The 19,978-nt window shown below is 71.1% G+C and carries 18 protein-coding genes; 5 read left to right on the forward strand and 13 right to left on the reverse strand.

Features of this window, described 5'->3' with window-relative positions; genetic code table 11:
• Nucleotides 1-8: 8 nt before the first annotated feature.
• From OHS18_RS26510 to OHS18_RS26525, 4 genes are all read left to right on the forward strand, one after another.
• Nucleotides 9-404 (forward strand): hypothetical protein, encoded by a 396-nt coding sequence (locus tag OHS18_RS26510; RefSeq protein ID WP_328448129.1) that lies wholly within the window; start codon nt 9-11, stop codon nt 402-404.
• Nucleotides 405-460: 56 nt separating this feature from the next.
• Complete coding sequence (locus OHS18_RS26515) at nt 461-937, forward strand: DUF6932 family protein (protein ID WP_328448127.1); 477 nt, start codon at nt 461-463, stop codon at nt 935-937.
• The gene (locus OHS18_RS26520) at nt 934-1,818 is read left to right on the forward strand and encodes a hypothetical protein (RefSeq protein ID WP_247058625.1); all 885 of its coding nucleotides are present in this window, start codon (nt 934-936) and stop codon (nt 1,816-1,818) included. The genes OHS18_RS26515 and OHS18_RS26520 overlap by 4 nt, the downstream gene beginning before the upstream one ends.
• 368 nt (nt 1,819-2,186) lie before the next feature.
• A complete protein-coding gene (locus OHS18_RS26525) occupies nt 2,187-2,855 on the forward strand; it encodes a DUF4190 domain-containing protein (protein ID WP_328448123.1) in 669 nt (222 codons plus the stop codon).
• 315 nt (nt 2,856-3,170) lie between these two features.
• On the opposite strand, the gene OHS18_RS26530 is transcribed toward OHS18_RS26525, so the two are convergent.
• The 9 genes from OHS18_RS26530 to OHS18_RS26570 form a co-directional block, all read right to left on the reverse strand.
• Nucleotides 3,171-5,897, reverse strand: a complete 2,727-nt coding sequence (locus OHS18_RS26530; protein WP_328612759.1) for an AfsR/SARP family transcriptional regulator — start codon at nt 5,895-5,897, stop codon at nt 3,171-3,173.
• A 509-nt stretch (nt 5,898-6,406) separates the two neighbouring features.
• Nucleotides 6,407-7,309 carry an ectoine hydroxylase gene (thpD, locus tag OHS18_RS26535; RefSeq protein ID WP_328612760.1) on the reverse strand — a complete coding sequence of 301 codons (903 nt, stop codon included), beginning with the start codon at nt 7,307-7,309 and terminating at the stop codon, nt 6,407-6,409.
• A gap of 34 nt (nt 7,310-7,343) precedes the next feature.
• Nucleotides 7,344-7,736 (reverse strand): ectoine synthase, encoded by a 393-nt coding sequence (locus OHS18_RS26540; protein ID WP_328448118.1) that lies wholly within the window; start codon nt 7,734-7,736, stop codon nt 7,344-7,346.
• A gap of 11 nt (nt 7,737-7,747) precedes the next feature.
• A complete protein-coding gene (ectB, locus tag OHS18_RS26545) occupies nt 7,748-9,001 on the reverse strand; it encodes a diaminobutyrate--2-oxoglutarate transaminase (RefSeq protein ID WP_328448116.1) in 1,254 nt (417 codons plus the stop codon).
• Nucleotides 9,002-9,016: 15 nt separating this feature from the next.
• Nucleotides 9,017-9,526, reverse strand: a complete 510-nt coding sequence (gene ectA, locus OHS18_RS26550) for a diaminobutyrate acetyltransferase (protein ID WP_328612761.1) — start codon at nt 9,524-9,526, stop codon at nt 9,017-9,019.
• A 233-nt stretch (nt 9,527-9,759) separates the two neighbouring features.
• Nucleotides 9,760-12,795, reverse strand: coding sequence for a patatin-like protein (locus OHS18_RS26555; protein ID WP_328612762.1), 3,036 nt, complete (start codon nt 12,793-12,795; stop codon nt 9,760-9,762).
• 109 nt (nt 12,796-12,904) lie between these two features.
• A complete protein-coding gene (locus OHS18_RS26560) occupies nt 12,905-13,429 on the reverse strand; it encodes a zinc-binding dehydrogenase (RefSeq protein WP_328612763.1) in 525 nt (174 codons plus the stop codon).
• Nucleotides 13,430-13,636: 207 nt separating this feature from the next.
• Nucleotides 13,637-14,872, reverse strand: a complete 1,236-nt coding sequence (locus OHS18_RS26565; protein WP_328612764.1) for a DUF445 domain-containing protein — start codon at nt 14,870-14,872, stop codon at nt 13,637-13,639.
• A 3-nt stretch (nt 14,873-14,875) separates the two neighbouring features.
• Nucleotides 14,876-15,673: an Abi-alpha family protein gene (locus OHS18_RS26570; RefSeq protein ID WP_328612765.1), complete on the reverse strand. Its 798-nt coding sequence runs from the start codon at nt 15,671-15,673 to the stop codon at nt 14,876-14,878.
• Nucleotides 15,674-15,816: 143 nt separating this feature from the next.
• Between OHS18_RS26570 and OHS18_RS26575 the strand changes: the two genes are divergently transcribed.
• Nucleotides 15,817-16,638: a maleylpyruvate isomerase family mycothiol-dependent enzyme gene (locus OHS18_RS26575; RefSeq protein ID WP_328612766.1), complete on the forward strand. Its 822-nt coding sequence runs from the start codon at nt 15,817-15,819 to the stop codon at nt 16,636-16,638.
• A 71-nt stretch (nt 16,639-16,709) separates the two neighbouring features.
• Here OHS18_RS26575 and OHS18_RS26580 read toward each other — a convergent pair whose 3' ends face one another.
• Genes OHS18_RS26580 through OHS18_RS26595 form a run of 4 tightly spaced genes read right to left on the reverse strand, consistent with a single transcriptional unit; the run spans nt 16,710 to nt 19,970 of the window.
• Nucleotides 16,710-17,177, reverse strand: a complete 468-nt coding sequence (locus tag OHS18_RS26580; RefSeq protein ID WP_328612767.1) for a LapA family protein — start codon at nt 17,175-17,177, stop codon at nt 16,710-16,712.
• Nucleotides 17,178-17,223: 46 nt separating this feature from the next.
• The gene (locus OHS18_RS26585; protein ID WP_328612768.1) at nt 17,224-18,363 is read right to left on the reverse strand and encodes a dipeptidase; all 1,140 of its coding nucleotides are present in this window, start codon (nt 18,361-18,363) and stop codon (nt 17,224-17,226) included.
• Nucleotides 18,364-18,405: 42 nt separating this feature from the next.
• A complete protein-coding gene (locus tag OHS18_RS26590) occupies nt 18,406-19,008 on the reverse strand; it encodes an alpha/beta hydrolase (RefSeq protein WP_328612769.1) in 603 nt (200 codons plus the stop codon).
• Nucleotides 19,005-19,970, reverse strand: coding sequence for a ring-cleaving dioxygenase (locus OHS18_RS26595; RefSeq protein WP_328612770.1), 966 nt, complete (start codon nt 19,968-19,970; stop codon nt 19,005-19,007). The genes OHS18_RS26590 and OHS18_RS26595 overlap by 4 nt, the downstream gene beginning before the upstream one ends.
• Nucleotides 19,971-19,978: the final 8 nt, after the last annotated feature.

Raw genomic sequence — 19,978 nt, forward strand, 5'->3', positions numbered from 1 at the left:
GTGAGCAGATGGTGTGGCTGTTCGGGCAGATCTGGCTGTGGCTGATCGTCGCCTTCGCCCTCGGCGCGCTCTCCGCGTGGCTGGTCCTGCGGACGACCCGGCGCCCCGAGCCGGAACCCCGGCATGAGTACGAACCCGAGCCGTACTACGAGCCCACCGCGGCCGAGCAGACCCAGTTCATCCCCGCCGCGAGCTTCCAGCCGACGGAGGAGTCCCGCTACGACGAGGACACCCCCGAGCCCGTGGGACACCGTGAAGGGCACCTCCCGCTGCCGCCGCAACGCGGGGCGGAGGCCGACGACTGGCCCGCCGAGGAGGAACCGGCCTGGCCCGGGGCGGACGACCTGCCCGACGCCACCCACCAGTGGCCGCAGGCCCCACACCAGCCTGGGCGCGGCGCCTGACACCCATCCTGGTAAATTCGGCTACGCACTGTGAGCGAGGCGGAGAAGGGGGTGGCGTGGCGCTCCCCCATTGGACGCCCCAGCAGGTTCTGCCGCCGGGCCGCCACGCCTGTGACCTCGCCGACGTCTACGAGCGCCTGGTCTTCGACGCCCCGCACCAGAACGAGCGCGAGATCCTGTTCAGCGCGCTCAACAGCTACCTCGGTGTCGCCCGCCGGATCATGCCGTCCGGGCGCGCGTGGATCGGCGGCGAGCTCGTCACGCGCACCGCGCACCCGCCGCGCGGCCTCGACGTCGTCCTGGTCCCGGACGAGTGGGGCGCGCTGAAGCGGCTCGACGACGAGGGCCGGTCGGCGCTGTACGGCCTGCTCACCCTGCGCGGCGTGATCGTCGGGCAGCCCGCGATGTACCTGGACCAGGTGCAGCCGGTCGGGGGCATGCTGGACGGCTTCCTGTGCCGCCCCGGCGACGAGGACACCTGGGCCGAGGTCTGGGCCGCAGGCGGCAAGGGCTACCCGGAGATGATCTGGTGAGGAACGAGTTCCGGCGCATCGCGGACGAGATCCCGGGCGGCACCTGGCTGGACGACCTGGCGCGCGCGTCGGCGATGGCCGCGAACGCCAAGTTCGAGCGGACGTCCCGCTCGCCGCTGCTGCACGTCTCGGTGATCGGCGAGCAGCACATCGACGCCTACACCTTCTCCGACATCAGCCGGGCGCTGCAGGACGCGACGGCGAAGATCGGGCACATCATCCGGAACCCCTCGGGTGAGGTCACCATCGTCCAGCAGGCGGACCGGGACAAGGCGCCGCTGATCCAGCGCGGCCAGGCCGGCAACGCGATCTTCTTCGGCTTCCCGGAGCTCGACGTCGCCGACGACGCGCTGATCGTGGACGGCATCGAGACGCTGTCCGAGCGGGCCGTGAAGGAGCTGTGCGACTTCCTCCCGGCCAACGGCTCGGACGACGGCGCGCTCGACGCCGTGCTGCTGCAGCGCGACACCGTCCGCAACGCCGTGAGCGACATCGTCAACGCCGTCGCGAAGAACGCCGGTATCGGGATGGCGCTGACCCCGACCGCCGGCGAGCAGGTCACCCGCAGCATGACGACCGAGCAGGCGCGGATCCTGCAGGGCAGCCTCCGGGAGTCCCGCGAGGCGGTCGGCTACGAGACGGTGCGCGGGCGGCTCGACGGCGTCCGCACCCGGCGGCGGATCTTCTACCTCGACCGCGAGTCGGGCGGGACCATCCAGGGCGCGGTGGCCGAGGACCTGCTGGACGAGATCAAGGAGAACCTCGACCACCCGGTGACCGCCCGGCTGCGGGTCGTGCGCACCACCACCATCGACGGCCGCCGCGGCCGGCCGGTGTTCGAGCTCCTCGAGATCACTCCCGAAGTGAGTCTTTTCGACTGAGAAGTCCGATGTACGGCATTCGCCGTCGCTTTTTGGGGGCTTCGGGTGGCGAAGCCCCCGGGCGCGAGGCGAAGCCCCGCATGTCACAGCGCGCACGACCCGCCACTCGTCGTAGGCCTCCCGGCGGTATCGGGATGGCCGTACCGTATTTAGGATTCCGGCCGTGACGTCGCGATGTTCCGCGCCGGACAGTGGGAGCTCCGATATTCATCCCATTGATCACCGGGCCACAGCCTGCGCGCGAGGTCAGGAAATACCGATACCCGGCCTGAAATGGTGGGACAATGACTTTTTCCAGAATGTAACAATTTCGTTCTGGGCCACACTTATGGGTTAACGTCGTCGCACTCCCATCCGAAGGGGCAGGCATGATGACCGACCCGCAGTACCCGCCGACCACCGCGCGCCACGGCAGCAGGCCGGCGCCGCCGGTGACGGCCACTGAGCGTCGTCAAGCGAACGCGAAGCCCAGCCGGAACATCCTGGCGATCGTCAGCCTGCTGCTCGGCGTCGCCGCCCTGATCGTCACCTTCGTCCCGGACATCGGCTTTGTCGCGTGGCCCCTCGGAGCGATCGGGCTGGTCCTGGCGGTCGCCGGATTGATCCAGGTCAAGAAGGGCACCGTGGGTGGCCGCGGGCTGGCGATCACGGCGGTCGTCGTCTCGATCGCGGCACTGCTCTCGACCGGCGGGATGCTGGTCTACTCGACCTTCCTCGGCGGTGGCTCCTCCGGACTGCACCTGCCCGCCGTGGCCGGCGACAAGCACGCCGTGGTCTTCCAGGTGACCTCCGCCGGCGGTGCGACCGTGCGCTACGGCAGCCTCGGCGACCAGCGCACCGAAAACGCGCCCGCGAGCACCGACGCGTGGCAGGGCCAGGCGTCGTACAACAATGGTTCCTATCTTTTGACGCTCACCGCGGACACCCGCAATTCGAATTCCTACAACGACATCGGGTGCGCCATTCTGGTCGACGGCAAGAAGGTCGCGGAAAACAGCGGCACGAGCATCGCGCTCTGCACGGCCAACGTGGGCTGATCGGCGGCACCCGCCTGGCGACCGGCCGGCCTACCCCCATCTCGGCCGGCCGGGCCGCCACGAGCCGCTCCTGGCGGCTCCCGGCCCCGCCGGGGTTTCACTCCTCGCGCGGGGCCTGGCACCGGCTTCACAGCCTGCCCCTCCCCGAGGCTCCGCCGGCACCGCCGAACCTACGCGGACGGCGGAGCCGGGCACTAAGAATCCACTAAGGATTCTCCGGTTCGCCACGAGCCGTGACCCATTCGCAACAGACCGATTCGCCACTGACGTGGAGCGCCGGCGCCGGGCGGCCGAATGGCACCCGGGACGCATTCGTCACCGCAGTTCAGCGAGTTCCGCGCGGACTTCCCCGACGAGCTTCGGGTGCACCCGCTCGTAAATGCGCACGGACAACACGAGCTGCTCCCGGGCGCCGTCCAGATCGCCTTTCGCCCGCAGGACCCGGCCCAAGGTCACCCGCGCCGCGCCTTCGCGCGCGACGAAACCATGGCTGATCGCGACGTCGATCGCCTCCCGGACGTAGCGCTCGGCCGCCGGCTGATCACCGGCGCGCAGGCTCAGCTCCGCCAGGTCGTCGAGCGCGCGGACGACCCGGTCGTCGTCGCCCAGCTCGCGGTCGATCCGCAGCGCGGCGAGCCGGTGGGCGATCGCGTCGGGGAAGCGGCCCGCCCGCGCCTCCGCCTCCGCGCAGCTGCCGAGCGCCTGCCCCAGCAGCACGGCGTCGCCCTCGGCCTCCGTGATCGCTTCGCGCAGCAGCTCGACGGCGCGGTCGTGGTTGCCGAGCCGGCTCAGCGCGCGGCCGAGCTGCAGGTCGGCCGCGGTGGCGAGCCGGTCGTCGGTGAGCCCGGCGGACAGCTCCCGCGCCCGCTCGGCGTCGGCGAGACCGGCGCCCGGCAGCTCGAAGGTCAGCGCGATCTCGCAGCGCGTCAGCCGCAGCCAGCACTGCCCGGCGACGTCGCCGGTGGCTTCGGCGGCCGCGACGCCGAGGTCGGCCATCCGCGTCCACTCGTCGAGCAGCGGGCACGCGACGCGGTAGGTGTGCCCGAGCAGGGCCAGCCGCCAGACGTCGTCGTAGCGGCCCGCGGAGTACGCGGCGTCGAGCACCGCCAGCAGGTTCGGCCACTCGGCCGCGAACCAGTCCTGTGCCTCGGCGAAACCCGGCAGCGACGGCAGGACGTCATCGGCGAGCACGCCGGAGAAGTCGAGCGGGTCGGCGACGCGGGCGAGCCGGCGCCGCGCCCGGTCGGCCACCGCCTGGTAGTAGCGGACGGTCCAGCCGAGCGTCTCGTCCCGCTCCTTCTCGTCGAGCTCCTGCTCCGCCAGTTCGCGCAGGTAGAGCCAGACGAGGTCGTGCGGGACGAAGACGTCGCGCGCGGTCTCGGCGATGAGGTTGTGCGCGGCCAGGGCCCGCAGCCGGCGGCGGGCCTCGGTCACCGGGATCTGCGCGACGGCGGCCATCAGGTGCGGCCCGACCATCACCCCGGGCACCCCGCCGAGCTGCAGGAACGTCTCGGCGATCTCGCCGGGCAGGCCGCGGAAGGAGACGTCGAAGGCGGCGCGCACGCCGTCGTCGGCGCCGTCGACCTGCAGCCCTTCCAGCCGGGTGCGCTCGTTGCCGAGCTCGTCGACGAGCTCTTCCGCGGTGCGCTGCGGGCTCGCCGACAGCCGGGCGCCGGCGATCCGCAGCGCGAGCGGGAGGTAACCGCAGAGCCGCGCGAGCGTGTGGCTGTGGCCGGCGGGACCGGCCAGCTCCTCGATCAGCCGGACGGCGTCGTCGGGGGCGAGCGTGCCGAGCACGCGCTGCTTGGCCGCGTTCGACACGGCGAGCCCGTCGAGGCGCAAGCGGCTGGTCACCACCGTCATCGTGCGGGCGCTCGGCGGCAGCAGCGGGCGCACCTGTTCGGCGGTGCGGGCGTCGTCGAGCAGCACGAGCATCCGGCGCCCGGCGATCAGCGACCGGTACAGCGCGACGCGCTCGTGCAGCAGCTCCGGGACCTGCGCGGTTTCGACGCCCAGGCCGAGCAGGAACTGCGTGAGCAGCTCGGCGGGTTCCAGCGGCGGGTGGTGCGGGTCGAAGCCGCGCAGCGAGGCGAACAGGACGCCGTCCGGGAACCGCCGCGCGACGCGGTGCGCCCACCAGACCACCAGCGTGCTCTTGCCGACGCCGGCGGTGCCGGTGACCACGGCGATCGTGGTCTCGCCGGCTTCGGCCCGGGTGACCAGGGCGTCGAGCCAGGCCAGCTCGTCGGTGCGCCCGGCCAGGCTCGGCACCGCGGCGGGCAGCTGGGAGATCGCCTTCGCCGGCTCTTCGACCGGCGCCGCGAGGTCGTCGTGGAGGATCCGTTCGTGGAGCCAGCGGAGTTCGGCGCCGGGTTCGACACCCAAGGTGCTGAGGGTGGCGCGGGAAACGGTCCGGTACAGCTCGAGCGCGTCCCCGCGGCGCCCGGCGTGGTGGAGCGCCCGCATGAGCTGGCCCGCGGTGCGCTCTTCCAGCGGATCGGCGATCGGGCTGAGCTCCACGATCAGCTCGGCGTGCCGGCCGAGGTTCAGGTCCGCGTCGACGCGGGCGCCGTGCACGGCCCGGCGCAGCTCCGCCAGCTCGGGCGCCCGGACGGACTCGGGCACCCCGCCCAGCACCGGCCCTTGCCACAACGCGAGCGCCTCGGCGAGCAGCGCGGCCGCGGTCTCGGGCGTGGCCACGGACGCGCGCTCCAGCAGGCTCCGCGCCCGGTGGACGTCGATCCGGCCGGGCTCGACCACCAGCCGGTACCCCGGCGGCGTGGTCAGGATGTTCGCGTCGCCCCGGAGTTCGCGCAGCACCCGGCGCAGGTGGGAGACGTTGCCGTGGACGATGGTCCGGGCGGTCGCGGGCGGGTCGTGGCCCCAGAGCGCGTCGATGATGTCGTCGAGCGCGACGACCTTGCCGGGCTGCAGCGCGAGGAGCGCGACCAGGCCGCGGACGCCGGGCCCGCCGATCGGGACGGGGACGTCGTCGGCGAAGAGCTGGACGGGCCCGAGCAGCTGGAAACGGATTTCGGCCATGCTCGCGCCCACCTCCCCGGGGTTCACGTTCCTGACGTCTCCCTCGTCAGAAAAGTCAACTTACCGTGACGTCGGGCGGACCTGTACCACCCAGCCGGGACGACGGCAGACCGTTCACCAGGAACTTCGTCACTCTGCGGATTCCGCGGTGGCAGCGCGAGCGGCTACGACTTCCTCCGGACGCAACACGACCCCGCACCATCGGTCCCGATCCGCTGGTGCGGGGTCGTGCGCACTACTCCCGGCCGGGCCGCCAGGGGGCGCGGTCCGCCCGCCGTCGCCGTGAACGACCGGGCGGGGTGTGCTCACCCCGAGCGAAGCACCCGCCGGTCGTCCGCGAAGACGTTTCTCGCGCGGGCCACACGCCCTCGCGGTGGCGACACGGTAACAAAGCGCACCGGATCAGTCACCGCCGGGTTGACGCGAATTCTCCGCGCCGGCCCCGAAAAGCCGACAGAAGCGCCGAAAGCGGCCGACACGCGTGCGTGTCGGCCGCTTTTGGGTGCGCGTCAGCGCGAGATCGGCGTCGTGTCGCGGCCGGCGATGAACGCCGGGCGCGGCTGGCTCGCCGCGTACGGCTCGGTCAAGGCGTTCTCCACGCTGTTGAACACCAGGAAGATGTTCGAGCGCGGGTACGGCGTGATGTTGTTCCCCGAGCCGTGCATGACGTTCGCGTCGAACCACAGGGCCGACCCGGCCTGGCCGGTGAACTGGTCGATGCCGTGCTCGGCCGCCATCTCGGTGATGTCGTGCTCGGTCGGTACGCCCACCCGCTGGTCCTTGAGCGACGCCTTGTAGTTCTCGGCCGGCGTCTCGCCGGCGCACTGGACGAACGTCCGGTGCGAGCCCGGCATGATCATCAGCCCGCCGTTGAACGGGTAGTTGTCGGTCAGCGCGATGGAGCAGCTGACCGCCCGCGGGGCCGGCATGCCGTCCTCCGCGTGCCAGGTTTCGAAGTCCGAGTGCCAGTAGAACCCGGTGCCCTTGAACCCGGGCATGTAGTTCACCCGGCTCTGGTGGAGGTAGACGTCGGAGCCGAGCAGCTGACGCGCCCGGTCCAGCACGCGCGGGTCGCGCACCAGCTCCGAAATCAGGTCCGAGATGTCGTGGACGGCGAAGATCGACCGGACCTCGCCGGTCCGCGCCTCGGTGATCACGCGCTCGTCCTGCGCCAGCTCGCGGTTCGAGGACAGCCGCACCAGCTCCTGCCAGTACGTCTGGACCTCGCCGACCGAGAGCAGGTCGTCGTCCACCGTGTAGCCGCGGGCTTCGTGGTTCGCCAGGGTCGCGGCGTCGATCGGACCATCGGCTTCGGTACCCCACACGGTGGGGTGCACGCGCGGCAGGTGCTCCGGCGTACCGGTGATCCGGGTCGGGTAACCGTCGTCGACCCGGGTGTCCGTCAGCGTCACGGGCTTCGCCTCCTGTGTGGCCTCTCCGGTGCTCTTACGATTCCTCGGTGATCAGCGGGTACACGCCGTTCTCGTCGTGCACCTCGCGGCCGGTCACCGGGGGGTTGAACACGCACACGCACTTGATCTCGGTCCGCGGCCGGACCTGGTGCTTGTCGTGGTCGTTCAGCAGGTACAGCGTGCCGGGCTTGAGCTCGTGCACCTTGCCGGTGGCGAGGTCCTCGATCTCACCCTCGCCCGAGGTGATGAACACGGCCTCGATGTGGTTCGCGTACCAGAAGTCGTTGACGGTCCCGGCGTAGAGCGTGGTCTCGTGCACCGAGAAGCCGACACCCTCCTTCGCCAGGATGATGCGCTTGCTGCGCCAGTTGGGGGTCTTGATGTCGGCGTCGGTGTCGGTCACCTCGTCGAGCGTGCGAACGAGCACGTCGTACTCCTCTACTTGCTCAGGACGGCCTTGACGGACTCGTCGATGATGGACAGACCCTGCGTCAGCTCGTCGTCGGTCAGGGTCAGGGGCGGCAGCAGCTTCATGACTTCGCCGTCCGGACCGGACGTCTCCATGAGCAGGCCGCGGGCGAAGGCTTCGGCGCAGACGCGCCCGGCCAGCTCGCCGTTTTCGAACTCCAGACCGCGGGCGAGACCGCGGCCCTTGGCGAACAGCTTCGCCTCCGGGTAGGCCTCGACGAGCCCGGTGAACGCGGTGGCGATGCGCTCCCCCATGGCCTTGGTCGACTTCTCCAGCTCGTCGTCGCTCCAGTAGGTGTTGATCGCCTCGGTGGCGGTGACGAACGCCGGGCTGATGCCGCGGAACGTGCCGTTGTGCTCGCCGGGCTCCCAGACGTCGAGCTCCGGCTTGATCAGCGTCAGCGCCATCGGCAGGCCGTACCCGCTGATGGACTTCGACAGGCAGACGATGTCCGGGGAGATCCCGGCGTCCTCGAAGCTGAAGAACGGCCCGGTGCGGCCGCAGCCCATCTGGACGTCGTCGAGGATCAGCAGGATGTTGTGGCGCTTGCAGAGGTCGTCGAGACCCTTCAGCCACTCCAGGCGCGCGGCGTTGATGCCGCCCTCGCCCTGGACGCCCTCGACGATCACGGCGGCCGGCTCGTTGAGCCCGCTGCCGGAGTCTTCGAGGAGCTTCTCGAAGTAGAGGAAGTCCGGCATGGCGCCGTCGAAGTACCGGTCGTACGGCATCGGCGTGGCGTGCACCAGCGGGATGCCCGCGGCGCCGCGCTTCATCGAGTTGCCGGTGACCGACAGCGCGCCGAGCGTCATGCCGTGGAAGGCGTTGGTGAAGTTGATGACCGACTCCTTGCCGGTCACCTTCCGCGCCAGCTTCAGCGCGGCCTCGACGGCGTTCGCGCCACCCGGACCCGGGAACACGACCTTGTAGTTCAGGTTGCGCGGGTCGAGGATCTTGTCGCGGAAGGTCTGCAGGAAGTCGCGCTTGGCCACGGTGTACATGTCCAGCGCGTGCGTGACGCCGTCACGCTGGATGTAGTCGATCAGGGCCTGCTTCAGCGCCGGGTTGTTGTGCCCATAGTTGAGCGCGCCCGCGCCGGCGAAGAAGTCCAGGTAGCCCTTGCCGCTCTCGTCGTGGAGCCAGCTCCCCTGCGCGCGGTCGAACACGACGGGCCAGCCGCGGCTGTAGCTGCGTACTTCGGATTCGAGCTCTTCGAAGATGCTCATGACGTTTCTTTTCTCCTACTCGCCCGGATCTGTGCGTACCGATAGCGGACCGATGCGGTAAAGCTCTTCGGCCAGGTGCCCGGCTTCGGGGAATTCGTCCCCGCCGAACAGCACGCTGGTTTCCATCGCGGTGTTCCAGCGCTTCGCGAACGACGTGAACAGCCGGATGGACGCTTCGTTGTCCGGGGTGATGGTGGTCTCGAGGTAACGCACCCCCGCGCCGACCAGGCGCGTGTACAACGCGTCGAGCAGGGCCCCGGCCAGGCCCTTCCCTCGTTGCGACGCGTCGACCGCGACCTGCCAGACGAGCGCGGCCTCGGGCTCGTCGGGCCGGCGGTAGGCGATGACGAATCCGACCGCCTTGCCGTCCTCGCGCGCGACCACCGATGTCTCGGCGAAATCGCGGCACCACAGCATGTATGCGTACGGCGAGTTGAGATCGAGCTTGGCGGAATCACGCGCGATTCGCCACAGCGCCGCGCCGTCCGCCTTGGTCGGCGATTCGATCAAGTGCGTTACGGACATACTCAGGAAACGTAACAGAGAATTTTCCGCTCGCCAGCGACGCAGCTCACGACCCCGCGATGACCTGGGGCGACGTGGAGTACCCGGTGAGGAGTCCCACAAACGTGTTTGACCGAAGAAGTTCCGGGGCACACGGCGGCTCAGGTCGCGTCCTCGTTGTCCGCGACCTACCCGCACCATGAACCTCCGGCGCGAAGATCGCAAGGCGCCGGGCCGAATCCGCCCGGGTCTTCTCAGGGGCGACGGCGGTGGCGGAGACGTCGCCAGGCGCCGCTCACCGGCATCACCACCGCCGGGAGGATCAGCAGGCCCGAGACGACCAGCCACCACACCGCGCCGTCGCCGCGGCGCCAGCCGGCTACCACGTTGCCGAGCCAGCCGAAGAACGGCCTCGCGATCGGAGGCAGGAACGCCGCCAGCAGCAGCGCCGCCACCACCAGGGCGCCGAGTACCCCGACCAGCCGCCGTGGCGTGCGGCCCATCGTGAGCAGGGCCGTGGCCAGGTACACGACCGCGCCGGCCAGCACCGGGAGGCCGATCCACTGCAGGATCGCGCCACTGCTGTCGCCGATGACCAGGCCGGCCAGCAGCGCCAGCACACCCGCCGCCAGCGAGCCGAGCGTGCCCAGCTTCGACGCGCTCTGCGTGACCTTCGCCGTGCTCCGGGCCACCGTCCGCAGGATGCCCGCGACGGTCTGCGGCCAGCCGCCGGGCAGCCGGAACGCGACCACGCCGGCGTTGACGACGGCCGCGCCGAGCTTGACCAGCGTCCGCGTCAGCTGCGCGGTGCCCTGCTCGCCGGCCAGCTTCTCCGCCGAGACCTGGCAGACCTGGAAGACGCGCTGAGCGGTGTCCGCGTCGCCGATCGGCCGCGCGCTCCGCGCCCGGAACGCCGCCGACGCCGCGCCGCTGCACCCGCCGACCTCGACGTCGGCCTGGGCCTGCTCGGCGACCACCGGCAGCTCCTCCGCGGCGATCTGCGCCTGCCGCATCCGCGCGAGCACCATGGCCGTCACCGGCATGCTGATCGGCGGGTCGTCCGAGAACTCCGCGACCGGTTTCAGCGCGCAGTCCAGCCCGAGGAACGCCAGTTCGGCGGTCAGCTGCTCCTTGAGCTGCCGCAGTTCGGCCGGCTCGCCGTTGTCGGCGGGGTCCGGCTCGCGCCAGAGCGGGCCCAGCGCCGCGACGACCTCGTCGCGGAACGCCTCGGGCCCGATGAGGTCGCGCAGGGTCTTCAGCCGGGCCGGGTCGAGCAGGCACTGGACCAGCCAGCCGGCGCCGTCGACGCGCCCCCACATCCAGTCGCTGGCCCGCCAGGACCCTTTGTAGAAGGCCCCGAAGTAGTCGGCCTGCATCCCGGTCAGTTTGTCCCACGACCGGCGCCGCTTCAGGTCCAGCAGGGTCCGGGAATCGGCGCTGACCTGCACGAGTTCGACGCGCTGGTCGACCGACGGCGCCTGGGCGAGCAGCCCGCGCGTCGCGACGTGGAGGCCGAGCAGCCGCCCTTGGACGATGTTGTCGGCCCCGTTCTCGAGGGCCAGCCAGTCCAGCAGGACCGAGACGGTGTCGGCGGTCTCGAGGGCCGCGTTGGCGGACTCGAGGGCCCCGTCGGCGAGCGCCCGCGACGTCGGCGCCGTCGCGTCCCGCAGGGCCGCGTTCGCCAGCGTCCGCAGCGTCGGCGCCGCCTCCCGCAGGGCCGCGACGACCAGCGGCCAGGCCTGCGCGACCGCGTCCGAGCGGCCGAGCCCGGCCCACTCCTGCGCCAGCTCGCGGATCCACACCTCGAGGGTGCTGCTCGCGCCGGGCCCGTCGTGCGCGGCGATCCACTGCGCCAGCCGCACCCCGCGGGCCGACGTCTTCCGCGCCGCGTGCAGCCCGGCCCGCGTGTCGTTGAGCGCCTTGGCTTCCCCGGCGGCCGGCCCGAGCCGGAACCCGGCGTTGATCAGCTGCAGCCCGGTCGCCACGGCGTCGTCGAGCGCGCTCGTGCGGTAGCCGACCAGTTCGGGCACGGACATGCTCGCCGACGGCGGGGCCAGCGGGATGCCGGCGCTGAGCCCGGTGACGGCGACGGCGCGCAGCTGCTGCGACATCCCGGACGCCCACTCGCGGTCCTCGGTGTCCACATCGGACAGTGCGTACCGGCGGCTGGCCACCTGGACCAGTTCCGCGGCGTCCTCGGCCGTGCGCCGGTCCAGGTACGCGGTGGCCACGCGCTTGTCGATCAGCGACTCCGGCCCGCCGCGCAGCCCGAGCGCGGCCAGCGAGACGCGGGTGTCGCGGGTGCGGACGACGGCGTCGTTGTGCCGGGTCAGCTCCTCCAGCTCGGCGCTGATCGACTGGCTCATCACCGTCGAGACGACCTTGCTCATCGCGTTCGCCAGCAGCGGCGGGGCCGCCGGGTCGCAGGCGAGTCCGGTCGCCTCCTTTTCCCCGGTCGGCACGACGTAGAGCAGCAGCCGCCGGACGTCGGCGTGGGACGGGCGTTCGAAGATCTCCCGCAGGGCCGGGCGCAGCGGCTTGTTGAGCAGCACCCCGCCGTCGGTCAGCCAGTGCGAGCGGGTCAGGTCGGTGTAGGCCGTCATGTCGGGGTGCAGCTCGTCGGCGCCCTCGGCACCGATCGGCAGCCGGGCCAGCTCGAACGCGCCGGGGAACGACGCGGTCGAGCGCGCGGCGAGCGCGAGCGGCCCCTGCACGCCCTCCGTCCACAGTGGACCTTCGAAGCGGAAGAGCATCCGGTGTTCGGTGTCGCGCACCAGGTTCCCCAGCGCGTCGTCGAACCGGGTCGTCTCGCCGTCGATCATCGTGCCGGTGAGCAGCACGGTGATGTCCGGCGGCTCGGCGGGCGGGGTGCCCGGCCCGGTGATCTCGTGCAGCGCCTGCGCCAGGTCGCCGAGCAGCACGCGGTCGCCGTCCAGCACCGACCGCGGCTGCGCCTCCGCGGGGTCGCGCAGGAGGTTCTCCAGCGAGCCGATCCGGAGCCACGTGTCACGCAGCACCTGTGGCGTCGAGCCGAACGCCTCCGCCAGCCCGAGGCAGGCCGCGTTGATCCCGCCGGCGCTGGTGCCGGTCAGGACGTCGATCGACACCGTGGCGCGCAGCAGGTCGAGCAGCCCGCGGTAGAGGCCCGCCTCGGCGTCGCCCCGGGACTCCCGCAGCAGCTGGGAGGTCTCGGTGGCGACGCCGCCCATCCAGATGGCGAGGCTGGCGCCGCCGACCATCGTCATGGCCAGGCGGATCTCCTGCCGCCACGGTTCCGCTTGCTCCGCCATGAGCTCCCCAAGCCGGTTTGTCGTCGGTGCCCGACGCAGACTAGAGGCGGAAGGTTAGGCGCGGGATACACGCGGGTGTACGGCCGTTCGGGTGGAGTTGATCGCCTTCTCAGCCGCCGACCGTGACCACCACCTTGCCGAACTGGCCGTTCGCTTCGAGGTACCGGTGCGACTCGGCGATGTCGAAGAAGTCGAACGTCCGGTCCAGCCGCTGCGGGTTCATGGTCAGCTCGAACGCGTTGAACATCCGCATGGTCGGCGGGGTCCACAGCGGGAACGGTGTCTCGGGGACGACTAGCGTGCCGCCCTTCGCCGTCGCGTCGGACAGGGCACGCACGCCCGGCCCGGCGACCGCGTCGAACACGAAGTCCGCGCCGTGGCCCGCGGTGACCTCGCGGGTGCGGGCGACGACGTCCTCGTCGTCGGTCACGATCACGTGCGCCGCGCCCGCGTCCAGCAGCCGCTGCTTCTTCGCCGCGGTGCGCGTGGCGGCGAGCGGGATCGCGCCGACGTGGTTGACGACGTCGCCGTACGCGGTGAGGAACGGCCCCCACAGCGCGACGATCTCGGTCGTGGGCTCCGGTGGATCACTGCGGCTGCGGACGTGACCGCCGCTTCGCCGTAGTTCGCCCACGACCATTCGGTATGCCTCCCCAGTAGCGAGACGGGCGACGTGACAGTCCTGGTGACGCGGAAGGTCTACCCCGAGGTCCCGGCCCCGGGTGGAGTACCCGATGACCGCACACGCGGCGGAGCTGGACGAGCCGCTGCACGCCCTTTCGGCGTGGGCGGCCAAGCACCGCTCGAAGGTCGCCGACGCGCGGAAGGCGTACGACTTCGCCTAAGCCGCGAGGTGCTCCAGCAGCAGCACCTGCGCCTCACCGACCGCGAAGCCCAGGACCGCGCCGGTCGCGATGAGGATCCATTCGTCCTGCTCGAAGGCCGGGCGCAGCAGGCGCTCGAACTCGTGCGGGGACAGCTCCTTCATCTTCGACACCAGGACGTTGCGGATGTCCATCGCGTCCGTGGCGTAGTCCTCGATGTAGCGCATCGTCTCCGGCAGGCGGTTCATGATCTGCTCGGCGATCGAGAGCTTCATGTCCTGGTATTTGCGGCTGCCCACGGCGAACACCACCAGCGGCCGCGCGACCCGGCCGAGTTCCGCGTCCAGCTGGCGCTGGATCAGCGCGAGGACGCGGTCGGACAGCGGGCCGTGCAGGATCGCCTCGATGACGTTGTGCGGCGTGATGATCTCCTTCGCGATCAGCTCGCCGTACGCCTCCGCGACCTCTTTGCGCCGCTTCAGGAACAGCCCTTGCCACTCGACGCCGAAGTACTTCTTGGGCTCGATCGGGAAGAAGATCATCCGCAGCGCGAGCCAGTCGGTGAACCAGCCGGTGAACAGGCCGAACACCGGCATGATCAGCGGGAACTTGAACAGCACCCAGGCGATCATCTGGATCAAGCCGATCGCGCCGCCGAACACCAGGCCCGAGCGCGCGATGAACTTGAACTCCTGGGCGCCGGCTTCCTGGAAGATCCGGTTGAGCAGCCGCTTGTCCTTGACCAGGCTGGTGACCACCATGCCCTTGAGGTCGAACACACTGTCCACATCGGACTTGATTAGATCGAGGACGGCGGCGACCATCCGCGGCGACTCGTGCTGGACGCGCTCGATCACCAGCTGCTGCACCCGCACCGGCAGCGACTCCCACAGCCCCGGCTGGTAGTGGCCGGCGACCTCGCGCACGATGTCCTCGACGCCCGCGAGCAGCGGTTTCTCGATCTCCTTGGCGATCCGGCCGGCGTCGAGCCGGGCGACGACCTCGGCCGGCTTGATCAGCTGCTCGGTCATCGTGTCGCAGGCGATGCTCGCCATCCGCGCGGCACGCTTCGGCACGATGCCCTGCCAGCCGAAGAACGGCTTGATGCCGATGAACTCGACCGGCTGGAACATCATCCGGATCGCGACGAGCTTGGTACCGTACCCGATCAGGGCCGCGACGATCGGGATCGAGACGTACAGGGGCCAGTGCTGCGCGAAGTCGGCGACGATGCCGGCGAGGAACGACCCCACGGGTCAGCCGAGACTCGGGTCGCAGGCCTGCCAGAACTCCGCGCCGAGGCGCGAGACGTGGATCGTCCGTTTGACGAACTTCGCGCGCTTGACGTGCTTCTCGGCGTCGCGCACGGTCTCGTCCGTCATCAGGATCTCGTACTGCGTCTCCAGCGACGGCACCTCTTCGTCGAGGTCGACCAGGCCGAGCCCGATCAGCCGCGTGACGTAGCCGGGCACCTGGTCGGGCAGCGAGACGCCGGCGACCTTGCCGACGGTCGACGCGTTGCGCAGCACCAGCCGGCCCGCGCCGCCGAGGCTGGTGCGCTCGGCGACGTCGATCGCGGGGAACGGCGAGCCGTCCGACAGCGCCGACAGGATGCGGGCCTCGTCCGGCGTCAGCTGGCGCAGGATGATCGCGTAGAAGTACTCGCGGGCCCGGGCGCGGCCGAAGCCGATGGAGTGGTTGAGCAGCTCGGCCATCGCGGCGCGCAGCGGCTCGGCCTGGTTGTCGCGCGCGGGCACGAGCGTGACGGTGGCTTCGATCGGCCGGGAGCCCGACACCGCCGGGCGGTTCATCGCGGACGCCGCGGTGAGCGCCGCGTGGTACGGGTCGTCGACCTCGTCGAGCCGTCGCCGCAGCTCGCCCAGCAGCTGGCGCTCGACCTGCCGCACCCCGCGTTCGGCGGTCTCCACACCGGGCAGCCGGCGGGTGAACGCGAAGCCGGTGCGCGCGGCCCAGCCGGCCAGCTGACCGGCGCGGCGGGCCAGGTCGGCCACCTCGTCGCCGGTGCCCCGGCCGTTCGGTCGCTCTGCGTTCACGGGCGGACTCCCCTCTGCTTACGCGGTGATGCTACCTGTGAGTAGGCCGAATGGTCGTGTGACGACCAGCATCCTTCGGGGGCCCGGGTGGCGGAGCCCCCGGCTCGGGGCGAAGCCCCGGACAGCAGCGCATGATGTGCGACATGAATCCTTGGGGTCCGCCGATCGACGTCCTCCCGTACTTCGCGAAGGAGGAGCAGTCCTTGATGACGCTGCTCGGCGCGTTGACCGAGGAAGACTGGACGCGGCCGACGATGTGCACCGGCTGGTCGGTCAAGGACATCGCGGCCCACCTGCTGGGCGACAAGGTCGGCCGCCTGTCCCGTGGCCGCGACGGCCACTCCGCCGACGGCCCGCGCCCCGGTGAGGCGTTCCCGCGGTTCATCGACCGGCTCAACGAGGAGTGGGTCGTCGCCTGCCGCCGCCTCTCGACGGACGTCCTGCTGACGATGCTGTACGAGTTCATGGGCCAGACCACCGAGTACTGGGCGAAGCTCGACCTCGACGTCCTGGGCGAGCCGGTGAGCTGGGCGGGTGACGCGCCGGCGCCGCGCTGGCTGGACGCGGCCCGGGACTATTCGGAGTTCTGGGTCCACCACGTGCAGCTGCGCGAGGCCCTGGAGCACACGCCGCTGGAGGCCGAGCACGCCGAGCCGATCGCCGACACGTTCGTCCGCGCGCTGCCGCACACCCTGCGCGACGTCGAGGCCCGCGTCGGCAAGCAGGTCGGCTACACGGTGACCGGTCCGGGCGGCGGCAAGTGGCACGCGCGCCTCGAGCGTGACGGCTGGGTCCTGGACCGCGGCGCCCCGCCGTCCCGCACGCCGCTGGCCACGGTGACAACGGACCTGGACACGTTCTGGCGCCTCTGCACCCGCAACGCCCCCGACCTCGGCCGCGTCAAGACATCAGGCGACGAAAACGTTTGCGCGACGATCCTCGGGATGACGTCGATCATCGTCTGAGACGTCACTTTCCCTAGGAAAGATGCGTCGAGGGGGCCTTCGGACGCATCTTTCCTAGGGAAAGTGAGCTGTCAGCGGCGCGGGTGGCGAGCCTGCTTCCGCAGTTGCAGGATGCGGGCGCCGCCGATCAGGGCGACCAGCGCCGCGCCGCCCAGGGCCGAGAACAGCATCGCGATGGCCAGCGGCAGGCTGCCTTCGGCGCCGAAGAAGTGGACCGTCGCCGGGTCGAGGTTCTGCAGGATGAACACCAGCAGCACGGTCAGCACGAGCAGGCCGGCGATCACCGCGACCCAGGTGCCGCTGATCCGCGTCGGCCGGGCCTTGCCCTTGCCCCGGCTCGTCGTCGACGCCGTGCCGACCCGGGCCGGCGCCGGCCGCACCGGGGTCACCTCTTCCGTGCCCGGCCGGACGTCGCCGGCGCGCAGCTCGGCGGGCTCCAGCGCGCCTTCCGGCACCTCGGTTCCGGGGAGATTCCCGGGCAGGTCGTGGTCTGCGGAGCCGGTGGGGTGGCCGGCCGCGTCCCCGCGCGCGTGCGTCATGTGTCCAGTGTCCGTCCAGCACGCGGGGACCGCTGCGTCAAACCCTCTAACGGGTGTACGCGTCGACGTCCCGGAGCACGCGGAGCGTGTTCTTCCCGGCCAGTTTCGCGCAGTCGTCGTCACTCCACCCCCGGTCGAGCAGCGCGGCGAACAACACCGGGTACTTGGACGTGTCCTCCAGCCCCTCCGGCAGCGCGCCGACGCCGTCGTAGTCGCCGCCGAGGCCGATGTGGTCGACCCCGGCCACCTCTCGGGCGTGCTCGACGTGCGCGACGACGTCGTCGACGGTCGCCTTCGGCTTGGCCGGCGCGTCCCACTCCGCGACGAACTTCCCGCGCTGGGTGAGGTTGCGGTAGTCCTGCCCGGCCTCGGCCATGGCCGCCTTGAGCCGCTCGTCCCAGGCCGCGACCTTCGGCGAGATGAACGCGGGCACGAAGGTGACCATCGCGACGCCGCCGTTGCCGGGCAGCTTCGCGAAGACGTCGTCGGGGATGTTGCGCGGGTGGTCGTTGACCGCGACGCACGACGAGTGGCTGAAGATCACCGGCACCGAGCTGACCTCGATCGCCGCCCGCATCGTCGACGGCGCGACGTGCGAGAGGTCGACCATCATCCCGATCTTGTTCATCTCGCGCACGACGTCGCGGCCGAACTCGGTGAGCCCGCCGTGGACCGGCTCGTCGGTGCCCGAGTCGGCCCAGGTCGTGTTGAAGTTGTGCGTCAGCGTCATGTACCGGACGCCGAGGCGGCGCAGGATCCGCAGCACCCCGAGCGACTCGGCGATGCTGTGCCCGCCTTCGGCGCCGAGCAGCGACGCGATCCGGCCGTCGGCGAACGCCGCCTCGGCCTCATCCGCGGTGTCGACCAGCCGGAGCCGGTCGGGGTAGCGCTCGGCGAGCTGGTGGACGACCTCGATCTGCTCCAGCACGGCGGTCACCGCGCTGTGGCCTTCGAACTCACACGGCACGTACACCGACCAGAACTGCATGCCCAGCTTCCCGTCGGCGAGCTTCGGGAAGTCGGTGTGCAACGCGGGCTGCCGGACGGTCAGGTCGAGCGAGGCGACCGCCTCGACCGGGTTCGCGCCACCGTGCTGCCGCAGCTCCCACGGCAGGTCGTTGTGCCCGTCGGCGAGGATGACCCCGTCCAGCAGTTCGGTAGCACGCTGTAGTGCCTCGTTAGTCATCACCCGATCCTAGGGTGACGCCGTATACGCTCCGTACAATCGCTACGGCGCAAGCCACTTCGCCGCCGCGCGAACACCGTCCACAGTGACCTGATGCCCGCCGGGGTGACGATCCGTGACGACGTCGGCACCGCGCTCGCGCAGCAGCCGGATCAGTTCCCCGGTCGACGCGAGCGGCGCCATCGGGTCGTGTTCGCCGTTGGCCAGGAAGATCCGCGACGCGCTCAAGTCGTGTGACGGCGGGTCCGGCACCGGCGACATCGCCGCGAACAGCGCGGCTTCGCGCACGACCTCGGGCCGCAGCAGCGCGACGGCGGCGGCGATGTTGGCGCCGTTCGAGAAGCCCACGGCGACCAGCCGGCGGTCGCCGAAGCCGTACTTCTCCCGCGCCTCGACGACGAAGTCCGCCAGCTCATGGGCTCGGTTGACGACGTCTTCGTGGTCGAACACGCCCTCTTCGAGCCGGCGGAACCAGCGTGCGGCGCCGTGCTCCGACACCGGCCCGGCGGGTGCCAGGGTCGCGGCGCCCGGAGCCAGCTCGCGCGCCAGGCCGAGCAGGTCGTCCGGGCTGCCGCCGGTGCCGTGCAGCAGGAGCAGCACCGGCGCGTCCGGCGCGCCCTCGACGTACTTGTGCACCAGCGTCATGACAGCTCCGGGTTGTTCTCGGCCGGGAGGTTCAGCTTGGGCAGCATGTGCTGGATCTCGTCGCGGCTCGGCTCCAGCCACGGCGGCAGCTTGAGCGCGCGGCCCAGCTCCAGCAGCGGCTCGTCGATGGCGAAGCCGGGCTCGTCGGTCGCGACCTCCAGCAGCGTGCCGCCCGGCTCGCGGAAGTAGATCGAGCGGAAGTACTGCCGGTCCAAAATGGACGTCACGTTCACGCCCTTGTCGACGAGCTCTTCGCGCCACGTCTTCTGTGTCGCCTCGTCGGGCGCGCGCCAGGCCACGTGGTGCACGGTGCCCGCGGCGACCAGCCCGCGCGGCGCGTCCGGCGTCACGAGGACGTCGACCAGCGCGCCCGGACCGCCGTCCCCGGCGGCGAACCGCAGGCGGTTGCCGTCCTGGCCGGTGAAGCCGAGGCCAAGGCCGTCGGTGAGCATGCCCGCGGTGGCGTCCTCGCTGGTGACCGACAGCGTGACCGAGTGAAGGCCGCGGACGGCGTGCTCGGCGGGCACCAGCTCGGTGTCCCACGGGTCACGCGGGTCGCCCTGCGGGTGCGCGACGAGCGCGAGCTTCAGGCCGTCCGGGTCGTGGAAGGTCAGCGTGTCCTCGTCGTCGGCGTTGCGGATCTCGCCGGTCTCGATCCGCTGCGCGTTCAGGTGCTGCTTCCACCAGCCGATCGACGCCTCAGGCACGGAGAACGACGTGGTCGTCGCCTGGCCGGTGCCGTGGCGGCCGCTCGGCGCGTCGGGCCACGGGAAGAACGTCATCAGCGAGCCCGGCTTGCCGGAGCTGTCGCCGTAGTAGAGGTGGTAGGTGCCCGGATCGTCGAAGTTCACGGTGGTCTTCACCAGCCGCAGTCCGAGGGTCCGCAGGTAGAAGTCGGCGTTGCGCTGCGGGTCGCCGCCGATGGCGGTGACGTGGTGCAGGCCGGACGTCTTGATCGACATGGAGTGCC

Origin of the sequence: Amycolatopsis sp. NBC_00355 (genome assembly GCF_036104975.1) — a bacterium.
In the GTDB taxonomy this organism is placed as follows: Bacteria; Actinomycetota; Actinomycetes; order Mycobacteriales; family Pseudonocardiaceae; genus Amycolatopsis.

Coding starts and splice junctions, on each gene's coding strand:
- OHS18_RS26585 (WP_328612768.1), bottom strand. CDS start 18,363: ATGACTAACGAGGCACTACAGCGTGCTACCGAACTGCTGGACGGGGTC.
- OHS18_RS26525 (WP_328448123.1), top strand. CDS start 2,187: ATGATGACCGACCCGCAGTACCCGCCGACCACCGCGCGCCACGGCAGC.
- ectA (WP_328612761.1), bottom strand. CDS start 9,526: ATGTCCGTAACGCACTTGATCGAATCGCCGACCAAGGCGGACGGCGCG.
- ectB (WP_328448116.1), bottom strand. CDS start 9,001: ATGAGCATCTTCGAAGAGCTCGAATCCGAAGTACGCAGCTACAGCCGC.
- OHS18_RS26555 (WP_328612762.1), bottom strand. CDS start 12,795: ATGGCGGAGCAAGCGGAACCGTGGCGGCAGGAGATCCGCCTGGCCATG.
- OHS18_RS26595 (WP_328612770.1), bottom strand. CDS start 19,970: ATGTCGATCAAGACGTCCGGCCTGCACCACGTCACCGCCATCGGCGGC.
- OHS18_RS26575 (WP_328612766.1), top strand. CDS start 15,817: ATGAATCCTTGGGGTCCGCCGATCGACGTCCTCCCGTACTTCGCGAAG.
- OHS18_RS26530 (WP_328612759.1), bottom strand. CDS start 5,897: ATGGCCGAAATCCGTTTCCAGCTGCTCGGGCCCGTCCAGCTCTTCGCC.
- OHS18_RS26590 (WP_328612769.1), bottom strand. CDS start 19,008: ATGACGCTGGTGCACAAGTACGTCGAGGGCGCGCCGGACGCGCCGGTG.
- OHS18_RS26580 (WP_328612767.1), bottom strand. CDS start 17,177: ATGACGCACGCGCGCGGGGACGCGGCCGGCCACCCCACCGGCTCCGCA.
- OHS18_RS26510 (WP_328448129.1), top strand. CDS start 9: ATGGTGTGGCTGTTCGGGCAGATCTGGCTGTGGCTGATCGTCGCCTTC.